The organism is Pseudomonas vanderleydeniana (assembly GCF_014268755.2).
Classification (GTDB): domain Bacteria; phylum Pseudomonadota; class Gammaproteobacteria; order Pseudomonadales; family Pseudomonadaceae; genus Aquipseudomonas; species Aquipseudomonas vanderleydeniana.
The window spans coordinates 4316658-4329626 of sequence record NZ_CP077093.1 but is presented as its reverse complement, the minus strand read 5'-3'; the positions used below and the strand labels follow the sequence as shown (position 1 = coordinate 4329626).

Annotated in this window: 16 protein-coding genes and 1 pseudogene; 5 read left to right on the top strand and 12 right to left on the bottom strand. The window is 61.4% G+C overall.

Annotated features, from left to right (window positions below; genetic code table 11):
• Positions 1–20: 20 nt before the first annotated feature.
• Both HU752_RS19285 and HU752_RS19280 read left to right on the top strand, forming a co-directional pair.
• Entirely contained in the window at positions 21–395 is a 375-nt protein-coding gene (locus tag HU752_RS19285; protein ID WP_186679286.1) for a RidA family protein, read from the top strand.
• Between the two features lie 11 nt (positions 396–406).
• Positions 407–1063 (top strand): helix-turn-helix transcriptional regulator, encoded by a 657-nt coding sequence (locus HU752_RS19280; RefSeq protein WP_225920022.1) that lies wholly within the window; start codon positions 407–409, stop codon positions 1061–1063.
• Between the two features lie 33 nt (positions 1064–1096).
• On the opposite strand, the gene HU752_RS19275 is transcribed toward HU752_RS19280, so the two are convergent.
• From HU752_RS19275 to HU752_RS19260, 4 genes are read right to left on the bottom strand one after another with little or no spacing between them, the layout of a single operon-like run.
• Positions 1097–1540 carry a DoxX family protein gene (locus tag HU752_RS19275; protein WP_437182265.1) on the bottom strand — a complete coding sequence of 148 codons (444 nt, stop codon included), beginning with the start codon at positions 1538–1540 and terminating at the stop codon, positions 1097–1099.
• An 11-nt stretch (positions 1541–1551) separates the two neighbouring features.
• Positions 1552–2304 carry an HvfC/BufC N-terminal domain-containing protein gene (locus HU752_RS19270; RefSeq protein ID WP_186679294.1) on the bottom strand — a complete coding sequence of 251 codons (753 nt, stop codon included), beginning with the start codon at positions 2302–2304 and terminating at the stop codon, positions 1552–1554.
• Positions 2301–3125, bottom strand: a complete 825-nt coding sequence (gene bufB, locus HU752_RS19265; protein WP_186679296.1) for an MNIO family bufferin maturase — start codon at positions 3123–3125, stop codon at positions 2301–2303. Before bufB ends, HU752_RS19270 begins: the two co-directional genes overlap by 4 nt.
• Before the next feature lies 1 nt (position 3126).
• Positions 3127–3420 (bottom strand): BufA1 family periplasmic bufferin-type metallophore, encoded by a 294-nt coding sequence (locus HU752_RS19260; RefSeq protein WP_186679298.1) that lies wholly within the window; start codon positions 3418–3420, stop codon positions 3127–3129.
• A 217-nt stretch (positions 3421–3637) separates the two neighbouring features.
• On the opposite strand from HU752_RS19260, the gene HU752_RS19255 reads away from it, so the two are divergent.
• The 3 genes from HU752_RS19255 (at position 3638) to nhaA (ending at position 6374) form a co-directional block, all read left to right on the top strand.
• Positions 3638–4222 (top strand): sigma-70 family RNA polymerase sigma factor, encoded by a 585-nt coding sequence (locus HU752_RS19255; protein ID WP_186679300.1) that lies wholly within the window; start codon positions 3638–3640, stop codon positions 4220–4222.
• A complete protein-coding gene (locus HU752_RS19250) occupies positions 4212–4853 on the top strand; it encodes a DUF1109 domain-containing protein (RefSeq protein ID WP_186679302.1) in 642 nt (213 codons plus the stop codon). Before HU752_RS19255 ends, HU752_RS19250 begins: the two co-directional genes overlap by 11 nt.
• Positions 4854–5012: 159 nt before the next feature.
• Positions 5013–6374: a Na+/H+ antiporter NhaA gene (nhaA, locus tag HU752_RS19245; protein WP_186679304.1), complete on the top strand. Its 1362-nt coding sequence runs from the start codon at positions 5013–5015 to the stop codon at positions 6372–6374.
• Between the two features lie 38 nt (positions 6375–6412).
• On the opposite strand, the pseudogene HU752_RS31800 reads toward nhaA, so the two are convergent.
• From HU752_RS31800 to HU752_RS19205, 8 genes and pseudogenes are all read right to left on the bottom strand, one after another.
• Positions 6413–6568: pseudogene (locus HU752_RS31800) on the bottom strand (VOC family protein); the annotation flags it as partial.
• 126 nt (positions 6569–6694) lie between these two features.
• A complete protein-coding gene (locus tag HU752_RS19235; RefSeq protein ID WP_225920021.1) occupies positions 6695–7834 on the bottom strand; it encodes an MFS transporter in 1140 nt (379 codons plus the stop codon).
• Between the two features lie 3 nt (positions 7835–7837).
• A complete protein-coding gene (gene cysC / locus HU752_RS19230) occupies positions 7838–8410 on the bottom strand; it encodes an adenylyl-sulfate kinase (protein WP_186679323.1) in 573 nt (190 codons plus the stop codon).
• Positions 8407–9078 (bottom strand): hypothetical protein, encoded by a 672-nt coding sequence (locus HU752_RS19225; protein WP_186679325.1) that lies wholly within the window; start codon positions 9076–9078, stop codon positions 8407–8409. Before HU752_RS19225 ends, cysC begins: the two co-directional genes overlap by 4 nt.
• 15 nt (positions 9079–9093) lie before the next feature.
• Entirely contained in the window at positions 9094–9861 is a 768-nt protein-coding gene (locus HU752_RS19220; protein ID WP_186679327.1) for a sulfotransferase family protein, read from the bottom strand.
• Positions 9851–10846: a hypothetical protein gene (locus HU752_RS19215; protein ID WP_225920020.1), complete on the bottom strand. Its 996-nt coding sequence runs from the start codon at positions 10844–10846 to the stop codon at positions 9851–9853. Before HU752_RS19215 ends, HU752_RS19220 begins: the two co-directional genes overlap by 11 nt.
• Positions 10806–11717 carry a lactate/malate family dehydrogenase gene (locus HU752_RS19210; protein WP_186679329.1) on the bottom strand — a complete coding sequence of 304 codons (912 nt, stop codon included), beginning with the start codon at positions 11715–11717 and terminating at the stop codon, positions 10806–10808. The genes HU752_RS19215 and HU752_RS19210 overlap by 41 nt, the downstream gene beginning before the upstream one ends.
• The gene (locus tag HU752_RS19205; protein ID WP_186679331.1) at positions 11714–12907 is read right to left on the bottom strand and encodes a nucleotidyltransferase family protein; all 1194 of its coding nucleotides are present in this window, start codon (positions 12905–12907) and stop codon (positions 11714–11716) included. Before HU752_RS19205 ends, HU752_RS19210 begins: the two co-directional genes overlap by 4 nt.
• Positions 12908–12969 lie beyond the last annotated feature (62 nt).

Sequence of the window (12969 nt, the reverse complement as noted above, 5' to 3'; positions counted from 1 at the left end):
ATTGCTATCGGAGCTCCCTCATGAAAACCATCACCAGCGCCAATGCCCCAGCTGCGATCGGTCCGTACTCCCAGGCCAAGGCCTTCGGCAATCTGATTTTCACTTCCGGCCAGATCCCGCTGGTGCCTGCCACTGGCGAAGTGGTGGAAGGCGGCATTCAGGAGCAGACCCTGCAGGCCATCCAGAACCTGGAAGCGGTACTGAAGGAAGGTGGGGTCGGTTTCGAACAGGTGATCAAGACCACTTGCTTCCTGCACGACATGGCTGACTTCGCCGCCTTCAACGCGGTCTACGAGAAGTTCTTCGTGTCCAAGCCAGCTCGTTCCTGCGTAGCGGTCAAGGCCCTGCCAAAAGGCGTGCTGGTCGAGATCGAGGCGATCGCCGCTTCGGCCTGATGCCACGGACCATGGTGAAGCTTTCGCCAGTCGACCAGGCCATCCTGCAGTCGCATGCGACGCTGCTGGACGGCCTGGCCGCCTATCTGGGCGCGGGTTTCGAGTTCGTCCTGCACAGCCTGGACAACCTGGATGCCTCGGTGATCAAGATCATCAACGGGCACCTGACCGGACGCCAGGCCGGTGCGCCGATCACTGACCTGGCGCTGCGCATGCTCGCCCAGATCAACGATTCGCCGGACCGTTCGGCGATGAACTACTTCTGCACGAATCGCAACGGCGAACCGCTCAAGTCCACCACCCTGGTCATCCGTGGGGAGCAGGGCACGCCGATCGGGCTGTTGTGCATCAACTTCCACCTGAACACGCCCCTGCACGAGCTCCTGGCCGGTTTCAGCCAGGCGCCTGCCAGCGCCCCCGAAGTGCTGTCGGAGAACTTTGGCACTGACGTGAATGAGACGGTGGTCGTTGCACTGGTTGCCGCACGCAAGAAGGTTGCCGAAACCCTGGCGGTCTCCTCCAGCGGCTACAACAAGGCGGTCATCAACCTGCTTTACGAACAGGGCATCTTCAAGCTCAAGGGCGCCGTCATTCGGGTGGCCCAGGATCTGGGCGTCTCGCGCAACACGGTCTACCTGCACCTGCGTGCCGTGCAGGATGTCGAGTAACGACCTGGGTCACCTCTGGCATCCCCCAACCTTCTACGACCCGAGCGGGAAAGACGATTGTCCGGCCGCCCGGCGTATTGCATTGTCCAGCGACCAACGGCCGGCACCGCGGCCGGCCAGCAGCAACAGCAGGGCCGCCCAGGTCAGGTGAGTCGGCCAGGCATCGGGGTAGACGAACACTTCGATGACCAGGGTCATGCCCAGCAGGGCCAGGGCCGAAAAGCGGGTGGCCAGACCCATGACCAGCAACAGCGGGAACAGGTGTTCGGCATAGGCCGCCAGGTGGGCCGCCCACTCTGGAGGAATCAGGGGCAGGGCATATTCATCGCGAAACAGCGAATAGGTGCTGGCCTTGATCGTCAGCAGGCCCTCGACCTTGGTGCGTCCGGAGAGCCAGAACACCGAAGCGATGCCCAAGCGGGCCAGCAGTAACAGCAGATTGTCACTCAGCAGGCGAGTCAGCATGGAAGCGTTCATGGAGAGTACCTTCATTCGCAGGGGAGGGGCGTGAATACCTGTGCGGCCATCAACGTGCCGAACAGCGTGGTGAAATCGAGGTCCGGCTCGCGCTGCTGGGCCAGGGCGCTGGCGGCATCCAGTGACAGCCCGTTGGCGCAGGCATCGAGAAAAGCCACTGCGCCGACACTCAGGGGGGCATGGGTGACCCCTTCCAGCTCGCCCACCAGCAAGGTGCCCTCGCCGCGCCAAGCGTCCGGTTGCCGGGCGATGCCCTCGAAACGACTGCAACACCACAAGGCATGGACCGGGTGCTCGGCGCACCACTGCCAGCGCACGCTGGCCCGTGGTCGCAGCACCTGTGCGCCGAGCGCCTCCGGTGCGATACAAGCCAGCGCCGCCGGTGCCAGAGCGGGTTCCACGGTCGAGCAAAAGGCTTCCAGCCACAGGCGGTCCAGCTGCGCCACGCCTGGCAGATAGGGCAGGGCCTGGACGCCCGGGTGCTCGGCCAGGAAGTCGGGGAAACCATGACCATAGAGCGCCAGCCGGGCATCGGTCGGTGGCTGGGTCTGGGTGTAGGTATCGGCCGCGCCACGCATCCAGGACTCACCCACCAGGGTGAGTACGCTGGGGAAGTTGTCGCACAGCGCGTCGATGCACGCGGTGCGTACGGTGTTGCGGTACACCGCAAAGCCAGGTTGTGCGGTGAGTGCCGCCAGTGCCGGAGCCGGGCGTTGGTAGAGGGCTGCGATGAAGTCGTCCTGAAAGCGGGCCAGGTCATTCATGGCGCGTTCTCCAGCAGCGCCTGCGCGTGCGCACGCTCGGTCATCAAGGTGCCGAAGTCCGGCAGTGCGTCATCGCGTTCGATCAGGGTGGGCAGGGGGCCGGTGCGTGCCAGCAGGGCCTGGTAGAGTGCCCAGACCGATTCGCTGACCGGCGTGTCATGGCTATCGATCAGCAGGTGGCTGGCGCCGTCGGCGCGATGCCCGGCCAGGTGCACTTCCATCACCTGGTCCAGGGGGAAGTCCTTGAGGTAGTCGTGGGCCCGCAGGCCCAGGTTATGGGCGCTGACGTAAACGTTGTTCAGGTCCAGCAGCAAGCCGCAACCGCTGCGATGGGCCAGCTCTCCCAGGAAGTCCGGCTCGTCCAGTTCATGGCCTTCCAGGTGCAGGTAGTGACTGGGGTTTTCCACGGCGATGCGCCGACCCAGGGCGTCTTGCGTACGGGCCACGTTGTCGGCGATACGAGCCAGTGCCGCATGGCTGCGCGGGCACGGCAGCAGGTCAGGATAATAGTGGCCGCGCCAGGTGGCCCAGGCCAGGTGTTCGGAGACCAGCACGGGCGCCACGGCATCGGCCAGGTGGCGCAGGCGGGCCAGGTGTTGTGGGTCTGGCGGGGCATCGCCAGCCAGTGACAGCGATACCCCGTGCAGGGCCAGCGGATGACGCTGACCGATGCGTTCGAGCCAGGCGCGGCGGGGGCCACCCAGCAGGTAGTTCTCCGGGTGCACCTCGAACCACAACCCGGGGGCTGTGGCGTCGAGTGCCTCGGTGAAGTGCTGGGGCTTGAGCCCCAGCCCGGCGCCCAGTGAGGCGGTGCTGTTCATCTCAGACGTTTTTCGGGGTCAGCGAGCCGGCGCCGTTGGGCGTCATGATGCCGTTGCAAGTGCCGGCCGGTACTTCCTTGAAGGCGTTGCCCTGGTAGTCCTTTTTCGCGGTGCCTGCGCAGGTGGTGCCGGCACCGGCCTTGCAGTCGTTCTCGCCGGCCTTGGCCACGCCGTAGCATTTTTCCATGGCCGGGTTCTTGCTCATTGCGGCGCCTTGGCTGGTGGTATCGGCCATGGCGGTACCGGCGAGGGCGGCCAGGGCGAGGGCGGCGGCGCTGAGGGCAATAGCTTTCATGAGGTAGACTCCAATGATGTTCAAGATTGAATGGGCCACTGTTTGCAGTGGTCAGTAGCTAATTCGTCGCTCGCTGTCGTTCGGTTACAGCGGTATCGAATTTTTTTCGCAGGGCGGATTTTCATCGTCCTTGTGGGGCTGCCGGGTGCTTGGGTAGGATTTCGCGCTTGCACCGGCCCGCACATTTTTCAGCGGCGGGTTGTAACCAGGGCCCCGTATGCAACGAACTAACAACCAGGAACGCCTTGCCGAGCGTGAGCAGCAGCTCAAGGCCTTGCTGCTCGCCGGGCTGGCCGGTGATGCCGGCAGCTACCGGGCGTTTCTCACGGCATTGGCGGGCCATTTGCGCGCGTTTCTGGGCCGGCGCCTGATCGGCCGCCCGGCAGAGGTCGAGGATGTGGTGCAGGAGGTCCTGCTGGCGGTGCACAATGCCCGGGACAGCTACCTGCCGGGGCAGCCCGTCACCGCCTGGGTGCAGGCCATCGGGCGCTACAAGTTGGCTGATTACCTGCGCACGGCAAGGCGCCTGCAGGCCCGGCAGTTGCCATTGGATGACCAGGCCGAGTGGTTCGCCGAGACCGATGACCAGGCCACCGAGGCAAGCCGGGACCTGGGGCGCCTGCTGAGCCAGTTGCCTGACCGGCAGCGCCTGCCCATCGAGTACGTCAAGCTCGAAGGGCTGTCGGTCGACGAAACGGCGCAGAAGGTCGGGCAATCCATTTCCGCGGTGAAGGTGAACATTCACCGCGGGCTGAAGAGCCTGGCGAAACTGATTCGAGGTGAGCGTAACGATGAACACTGACGAGCTGATCGGGCTGCTGGCCACCGGTAATCCCCGGGTGCCGCCCCATGCGTTGGCACGACGCCTGGGGATGGCGCTGGCCGCTGGTGCCCTGGGTGCGGTGTTGTTGATGGCCAGCCTGTACGGCGTTCGTCCGGATCTGGCCGAGGTCGCACGCACGCCACTGTTCTGGGCCAAGGTGTCCTTGCCCAGCGTCCTGCTGGGCGTGGCGCTGGTGTTGGTCCACCGTCTCGCCCGTCCAGGTGTGAAGGCCGGGCCGGCCGCCGGAGCACTGCTCATCCCGGTGGCACTGGTGTGGCTGGGGGGCGCTGTCGAGTGGTTGGGGGCATCGAGCGTTGATCGCCCGGGCCTGTTGTTCGGCACCACCTGGAAAACCTGCGCGCTGAACATCGCGCTGCTGTCGGTGCCGGCCCTGGTCGCCAACGTGTGGGTGCTACGCAGCATGAATCCCACCCGCTTGCGCGCCGCAGGGGCTGCCGGTGGTTTGCTGGCGGGCGCCACTGCCACGCTGGCCTACTGTCTGCACTGTCCGGAAATGAACGTGACCTTCTGGTGCGTGTGGTATCTGGCCGGCATGCTGCTCCCCACGGCGCTGGGGGCCTGGATCGGGCCACGGGTCCTGAGGTGGTAGGGCGCCGGGGTTGAGTAGTGTGGATCAATCAACCCATGTCACCGTCAGGCTGGTTGCAGGCAATGTGCTTTCACCCTAGGATATACGCGGGGTGTGGCTTTCAACCGAAAGGCGCAGGTTAAAGACTTACGCCGGTCGGGCCGCTGGTGAGGATGACGCATGCCCGCACCCAACACACCCGCTTCCCAAACGATTCCTCGCGCCCAGCAACTCACCCACCAGGCGCTGGCCGCCATCGAGCGCTTCAGTCATATCGAAGCCGTCAGCGGTATCGTACTCGTCATCGCCGCCATCGCCGCGTTGCTCTGGGCCAATCTGCCGGCCTCCATCGGTTACGAAGCCTTCTGGCAAACGCGCCTGAGCCTGTCGTGGGGCGACTTTTCCGCCGGGGCGTCACTGCACTACCTGGTCAATGACGGGCTCATGACGATCTTCTTTCTGGTGGTCGGCATGGAAATCCGTTCTGAAATGAAGGATGGCTCCCTGTCCAACCTGCGCATGGCGACACTGCCGGTCATGGCGGCAGTGGGCGGGGTGGCGGTGCCGGCCCTGGTCTACCTGTTCTTCAATGCCGGGCATGAGTCCATCACCGGTTGGGCCGTGCCGACGGCGACCGATATCGCCTTTGCCGTTGGCGTGCTGGCCCTTCTCGGCAAGTCGATTCCTTCCGGGGTGCGGGTGTTCCTGCTGGCCCTGGCGATCATCGATGACATCGTGGCGGTCCTGATCATCGCCTTGTTCTACACCAGTTCACTGAATCCGCTGGGTGCCGTGGTGGCGGTGGCGGGTATCCTGGCCGTGCTGCTGTTCCAGCGGATGGGGATCGCCAATGCCTGGCTGTACCTGATCCCGGGGGTCATTCTGTGGGCGGGTTTCGCCATCCTGGGCGTGCATCCTACCCTGGCCGGGGTTGTGCTGGGCCTGATGACGCCGGTCTATTCGCGACCGGCGACCGAGCGCCCGCTGGCGATCCTCAGCAAGGCCATTAATGAGCTGAGTGTCCATGTCAGCGAGCGCCCGAACCACGATGCGGTGCACCAGCCGCTCAGCCAGATTCGCCAGGCCCACCGTGAGCTGCTGGCGCCGGTCAAGCGCGTGCAGGTTGCCCTGCACCCCTGGGTGGCCTACGGCATCATGCCGCTGTTTGCGCTGGCCAATGCCGGGGTCGAGATTGGCCATCTGTCGCTGGATTCCGGATCGACCCAGGCGGTCATGGCCGGCGTTTTCCTCGCCCTGGTCCTGGGCAAGCCGGTGGGGGTGGTGCTGTCTTGCCTGTTGTTGGTCAAGACGCGACTGTGCCAGTTGCCGGACGGTGTGGAGTGGCGTGGCGTGATGCTGATCGGCCTGCTGGCCGGTATCGGTTTCACGATGTCGATTTTCATTGCCGGTCTGGCCTACAGCGATCAGAGCCTGTTGGGCATTGCCAAGCTGGGTGTGCTCTGCGCTTCGGGGTGTGCAGCGCTGCTCGGGTTGCTCTGGGGGTTGGGGGCGTTCGTTTTTCGAGCCCCCAGAGCGAGCTGATCGGTGTAGTTCCTCTGCATGTCTTGGGCGCGAACATCGTCACTGGAAAGGCAGAGCCATAGATCGCCCAGGCTCAGGTAGGCCCCGGTTTCCCAGCGTGCCAGCAGCTTGAAACCGAGCACCTCCTGATAGAAGGCGGTGCTGATGGGCAAGTTGCCGGTGGCCAGGGTGAGGTGGTTGAAGCCTGTCAGCATGTGTTTTCCGAGGGAGTATGGGGAGGACCCAAAGGTAGATCACGTCGTTGCAAATGTCAGTGTCCCGCATGGCTTGCTTCCGCATCTGTTTTTCATTCCAGGACGTTCGCATGGCCACATGCAGCGTTACTTGCCCGGGTCGTATCTGGCGCTGCGATATCTGTCCATCACAAACGCCAGTGCCAGCGCGCTGCCAGCGAAAAACACGATGGATCGAAGCGGGTTGCTTGAGTACATCAGAAAAGGTGCAGCACTGCCGGCGACCGCCGAGGCAAGTTGGAACGCCAGGTTGAATGCGGCATTGAGTTGGCTGCGACTTGGGGGAGGGCACTGTTCGGTGGCCTGTAGCAAGAGCTGAGTCGACAGGATCTGCCGGAATGCACAGTATCCCATCCACCCGACAGTCAGGAGACTGAACGTGCTGCTTTCCAGGCACAGAATGAGGACGCTGGCCAGGCAAGCCATATGTAGGAAGCCCGGTGAGAGGCGCCGTGTTTTTTCGAAGGCGCTCAGGCAAAGGCCGCCGCCCAACGCTGCCAAACCGCCAGAGAAGAGAACTGCTGAAGCCATCCCTGTCCCGACAGTGCCCGACAGAATGTTTGGCAGACCGATACTGAGTGAGAGGAATGCCAGCGACAGGGCGAGAAATTGCCCGATACGCCATAGGTTCATGGTTGTGAATGTCTGGTCCGGTTTCACCCCGGGGCCTGGCTGAGACGGTGCGAGGGCGCCTATCCGCCGGACCGACAGCAATACCAGCAAGAGCGCCAGGGTGCAGAGCAGTCCCTGTACCCATATTGCAGTGCGCCATCCGAACTGTTCGCTCAGCATCAAGGACAGTGGTACGACCGACAATGTGGTCAGCGACCCGGTGCTGGCCACCAACCCTGCGATTTTCTCCCGAAAGGGCTGTCTGAAGGAACACATCAGTGGGTAGAGGTTTGAGCCGATCAACGGCATCGCCAAACCGACCAGTATGCGCGACGCCAGCAAGGAGGGGAGCGATTCTGCGTTTGCAAGCCAGAGGGTGCCGAGCATCACCAGCAGGTGGCCAGTCAGGAAAGCCCTGCCAGGATGCAGGGCCCGGGCGAACTGCAACAACGCCAGGTTGCCTATTATTGCCGACGCTGGAAACGTGCTTAGCACACTCGCAAGCATCATGGCCGACAGGTGCATGTCCTGAGCGAGGTCGTCAATGACAGAGCCGAGGATCAGCAGATTGGCCACGACCACGCATTGTGACAGCAGCAAGCCAATCGCAAGCACCGTTCAGGCCTCTCCTGCCAGGAGGTGTCGTGCCAGCCTGGCCAATGAGTGTTTCATGTCCTCTTGTTCGGTCTCTATCGTCAGGTCTGCTGCTACTGGCGGCTCGTAAGGTGCATCAATGCCCGTGAAACTTTGGAGCCTGCCTGAACGGGCCCGTTGGTAAAGACCTTTGGGGTCACGGGCCTCGCAGATATCCAGAGGCGTGCTCAGATAAACCTCGGTGAAGTGCTCCGCTCCGATGATGTCTCTTGCCAGGCTTCTCATGCTGTGTTGTGGAGAGATGGTGGCGACCAAGACGGTCAGGCCGCACTTGTTCATCAGCCGGGCGACCTGCGCAATCCGTCGAATATTCTCCGTTCGATCCGCTTCGCTGAAACCGAGGTCTGCACACAGGTTCTGGCGCAGCTCATCACCGTCCAGGACGGTGATAGGCAAGCGCTCAGCCAGTTGGCGTTGCAACGCCAGGCTCAAGGTTGACTTTCCCGCGCCACTGAGACCGGTAAACCACAGTGTGCGAGGCTTGATGGTGCCAGCGGGCGGTGTGCATGTGGGCTGGTTTGACTTCAAGGAGGTCACGCTTGAGCCTTCCGTTCAGCATTACCCTCGAAGGCTTGAAACTCGAACATCGTGCCCAGGTCCCGACGTGGCCGGGGGGGCGCTGTATAGCGAGCGGTGGCGACCGCGAAACCACCATCGGCGGTTCGGGACAGTTCTATCTCCTCGAAGCCGGCGTCGTGGAACGACTGGCGTGCAGTGCCAACGGCTTCAGGACCATTGTTTCGTTCATCCAGGCTTCGCGTCCAGATCAACAAGGCACCGGTATGACAGAGTTGGCCCAGCGATTGCGCCAAGTCCCCATAGCAGTGTGTTGGTACGTTGCCGAGCACGCCGCTGAGAATGAACACATCGGCCAGGGCAAAGTCCCGGTAGGTCTCGTAGCGGGTGGCATCTGCGCACTGAACCTGAAAGTGTCCCAAGGCATGAAAAGGGGCCAACGCCTGGCGTGCCGAAGCTACCAGTGTAGGGTCCAGTTCGACCAGTTGGCCTTGCAGCTGGGCCGACTCCCACCCGGTGCGACCGAGGGCCAGGACCAGGTCGCGGGCATCTCCACAACAGAGGCTGGATACTACCGCCTCAACGGATTTCTCGAGCAGCCCCTCGGCAATACGCTCTGCCACCAGGTTCAGTCGCGCCTGTAGGGCTGGCTGTTGTTCATATTTGTCATGCCACTTGTTCCAATCCATTGGGATGGTCCTTGTTCAGTTTGCGTGGAGCGAAAGAGCATCGATCTTGGAAGCTGACGATAGGTTTGCCCTGCTGATCGTGGGCTTTGCCGTACGCAGCAGGTGTTCAAAACTGCTTCGCGCCGGATGGAACGATTCCCCCAGGTCGGCCTGGGGATGCATGTGCGCCAGTGCCCGGTTGTAGTGGCGACCACTCATGGCCTTGTTCAGCAGCCCGCTCACTTCAAAGGCCTGGGGGTCTCGTACCTTGATGCTGCGCGCATAGGCCGGGCCAATGGCCTCAATGCCCAGACTCTTTTGAATCCGGGTCAGCGTGATGGGGAACCCGGCTGCGTCGTCCAGAATGAGGTCCGCGCTTTCGAGCCAGGCATGATGTTTCTCCCGAAGCTGCACCGTATTCATGTAGGCCCCGTTGAACACCTCGGGAACAGGGCCTTCACCGTTGGCAAAAAATGATCGCTGCCAGGAGGAGAGACACTGTTCCGGGCTTCTCATGACACTGATCAACAGCGGGCGGCGCGGTTTGAGGGTATCCAGTACTTTCTCAATCGGGTCGAACGTTACTTCCTCAAGGTCGTAGGGACCGAAGGCTTCCTTGATGACTACTGGCTCTCCTGCAAATTCTTTCAGGCTAAGCTTGGGTGGCTCTGCCGCGAGGGCCGAGCGGATGCCATGTTTTATCGGCTGGAACAGCCCTGTATAGGAGGGGCTCGCCAAGGCGTTGAACACGAAGGTGGTGCCACTTCGGCAAGGCCCGATGATGATGACTGCATCAAAGCGCATCAATCAGCGCTCCAATCTGAGTGCTCAACAACTCCTTTTGCTGGTATTGCCAGTCGAATCGCTGCAGTTTGATTGCTCCCAGAAAAGGTTCGGGGTCAAAAGGAGGCTCATCGGCAAACCCCAGCCATTTGGGGCGCTGAGCATCGGCAGGTGTCAGCAGTTGGGAGTACAGGATCTCTCGTGCGTCTTGTGATGAGTCCGAGTCACTGCCACTGTTGGGCAACAGGATCAGCCGCAAGGGCTTTGGTGATTGCTCGATATCGGCCTCATCCATCAATTCGGTGACTCGCGTCTTGATCTTTGGCACATGAAGGTCGCGAATGATGCGCAACTCTTCGAACCATCCCAGTGCATGGGGTTCACCATTGAGCCAGATGAGGGGTAGGCGATCATTAGTGATGTACTTGGCACCTGGCAGCTGCAGGGCCTGAAGTACGCTGGTCGTTTTCCCTTGTCCCTTGCGACCGACGAAGCAGATAGCCTGGCCATTGATTGCGATGGCTGATGCATGCAATACGCAGCCCCCGGCATTCTCCACCTGAGTGATCAGCAACTGTTTGATCACTCGCATCAGGTCTCTTACCAGCGCCTCGCTGTCCTGGTAGATGATCTCGATGCGGTTGCCGGCAATACGAAAGCCCGTGCCGTTTCTGGGGTTGTAGATTTCCCGGCCGTTAGCGGTGTGTCTAGCCAGACCATCGCGGAAATCGGTTACCGCAGGGTCATCCAAAAAAGTGATCGCACTCCATTCGGACCAGTCGTTCGAGGCGTTGAGGTTGGCCTTGGCGAGATGGATCTCGTAATGGGCAACGTCCGTTTCGCTGCAGTGCCTGAAGAACGGTGAGAGATAGTCCGCGTATATCTGCCGGACCAGCTCATTTTCATTGTCGGTCTGGCCGCTTATCTTGAATCTGATCAGTCCGTAGTAATCCAGGAAGACGCTTTTAGCTGGCATAGCGGTCGACATATCCTTTGTTTTGATCAAGAAAGTGCTCCACGATTTCGGTGGGGCAGTAGAGCTTTCCACTTTTCAACGGCACGCCCAGAAAAACCGCTGGGCGGCCTTGGGGCTGTACCATGACCTCGCCATGAATCAGTTCGTCGAGGTTGCTGGCGAAGGTATCCAGCCATTGCGCAACTGCACGGGCGCAGGCGTGTGCGCTGGTGTTGGCCAACGTATGAAAGCGCTGGAGTCGCCACCAGCGCAGTATGTCCGGCCGGGTTAGTTGCGCGCGTAACGCGGCGTTCTCACCGCGTCCAATCAGTTCATCCTGTAGAGACCTGGTCGTCTGGTAGGTCGCATGGTTGGAGAAACCGTCGAAAAGGCATCGTGACTGTTTGTCGAACAACTGCAGTTCGTTGAGGTTGTGGGCGCCGATGATGAATTCGACCGTCGGACATTGATAACGGATCCGGTTGTAGTCGTTCTGGACGCCGACACCCACGACGAAGGCATCCAGTCGTTGTTGGAGGTGGCGGGCCAGGCGCGTGCAGGGGTTGCTGACGACCAGCAGGTTCTTGCCGTTGAGATAAGGCAGGTACTGGTGGGCGATCGACCGGTTGGCTTCGAACAAGCCATCCTTGCTGCCACCGCTCGATGTCCGTTCTCCAGCCAGCAGGATCACAGTATCGGCGTCCAGAATGGAGTCGACGGCATTGCTCACGGTCAACGCGTTGGTCAGGTGGTCCTGAAAACTGGCCAGAAGACGGCAGTGCTGGTGGTCATTGGCCGCATAGTAGGTGGTTTGCCAGTGCTTGCTCTGTGAAAGCAGGGGGATCAGCGATTGGCCTACGGCACCGGTACCACCAATGACACAAACGCGCCCGACCGAGTCCCTTGGTCTTTGTACGATCATGCTGACTTGCCTTTTCGAAGTGGCGGGTGGGTGTTCAAGCCCTCAAGAAAATCGAGCAACGGGCTCTGCGCGCTTGCGGTATCGGCGATGCCGATCTTTCCCATTGGCAAGAGTTGGCCCAGGACTCTCATGCCATATCGGAGTGCTGCCTCACTGTCCGCGGCGCGGGCCAGGCTCCAGAGCCCAGGCTCATTGATCGAGCCGTGGAGCCAGATTCGAAGCGCATCGAGCATGAAGTACAGGCTCTGTTGCACGTGAGCCGTGCGTCGCTCCCAAAGCTCGATGGCCAGCGCGAGTAAAAGCAGCTCGGCGTTCACGCCACCAGCTCCCGAGGCAGGGGGGCGGTTAGCCCACACCAGTTTGGGCGGTATCCTGGGGTGCACGGAGAACCCGATGTCGATGTAGCTGACGACGTAGGGACGTCCGCTTGAAAAAACGGCGGTGTGGCGGCTCAGCAGCTCTCGATGGATCTCAAGTTCAGGGGCTGCAAGGATGAGGGAGAACGCACGCGGGCTGTTTCCATTCCAGGCGATGGCTCCGCACTCGGATCCCTCCCAGGGCTGGCAGAGCAAGGATCCTGTCGATGGGTTCAACGCCTGCTCAATCCGCTGCTGGGCGAACCCCAAACTGTTGAGCAGCCGAGCGTGAGTGGCCAGCGCTTCGGGGCGAACCAGCAGGTCGAGGTCGGTGGGGCAGCGTGAGTGGGGGTTGTTGGCGAAGCGCTGAACATACTCATCGCCCTTGTAAATCAGCCACTCTTCGTCCTGACGGTGGTAAGCGGCGATGACGGGGCTCAGCGAGCGACGGCGGAAGGTGGCAAGTGCACGTAACGCCTGCTGCAATTGCAGGACTTCATGCAGCCCGGTTCGTTTGAGGTAGTCGCTGCTGTCATGGCAAAACTGAGCCAGTTTTGCCTGCATCAGGTAGCGACTCAAATCGGCAGCTGAGGGTGAGAAATGTTGAATGACCCTTTCCAGGCCATCCGACAGGCTGTCGGTAACAGGGTGGCCAATGGAGCGGAGGCCAATCAGCAGGGCTATCTGATCAAGTTGCCGACTTGACCCAGTCTTCGTTTGCCGGGTCCGATAATTCCTGGGGCCTAGATGGGAGTTGAACGTTGACACTTTGCAAATCCATTTGCGAATCATTCCGTTGTCATAAAAGTGACATAATCGGATCTGCATGCCCATTGCATAATCCGAATGGAAAAAATGCATTGAATGCATGGGGTACATGCGCCTGCAGCCCGCTC